Raw genomic sequence first — 464 nt, forward strand, 5'->3', positions numbered from 1 at the left:
TAGGATTAAGAAAGTCAAAAGCACCACCCCGTCCGCTTCGCGGCCACCCCTCCGAGGAGGGGAATACGTCAACACCTGTCTCTTATACACATCTAGATGTGTATAAGAGACAGCTTCCAACGCAGTTTGACAAACAAGGCGAGATAGTTGTTGTCTTCTCTGTCCGCACTATAACCCTTATACTTATAGTCCCCATAATAATGTCCCCACCAAGAACCCACTGATCCACCGTAGACAAGCTGCAGCGCGTCCCGCAAATCATATACGTTGCCCAAACTAAGACCTATTCCGACGGACTCTTTTTGCTCTTTGCCGTCTATACCGAAGTCAACTCCGAGAAACATACCGTCTCCCCAAATCAACCCTCCTTCCAAATTAAGACCGCCATACGACACCCCCAACGTATTTTGATATTTCGGCGCAAAATAGTAGTCAAATATCCGCCCTTCTCTCCTTTTCTTTGA

1 protein-coding gene is annotated in these 464 nt (G+C 47.2%); it reads right to left on the minus strand.

Going from position 1 to position 464, the window contains the following annotated elements; all coding sequences use genetic code 11:
* Positions 1-92: 92 nt before the first annotated feature.
* Positions 93-464 (minus strand): hypothetical protein (locus ACYVRA_RS08760; protein ID WP_461252332.1); only part of this gene is annotated, 372 nt, incomplete at its 5' end.

This window comes from Treponema sp. R8-4-B8, from assembly GCF_054786175.1.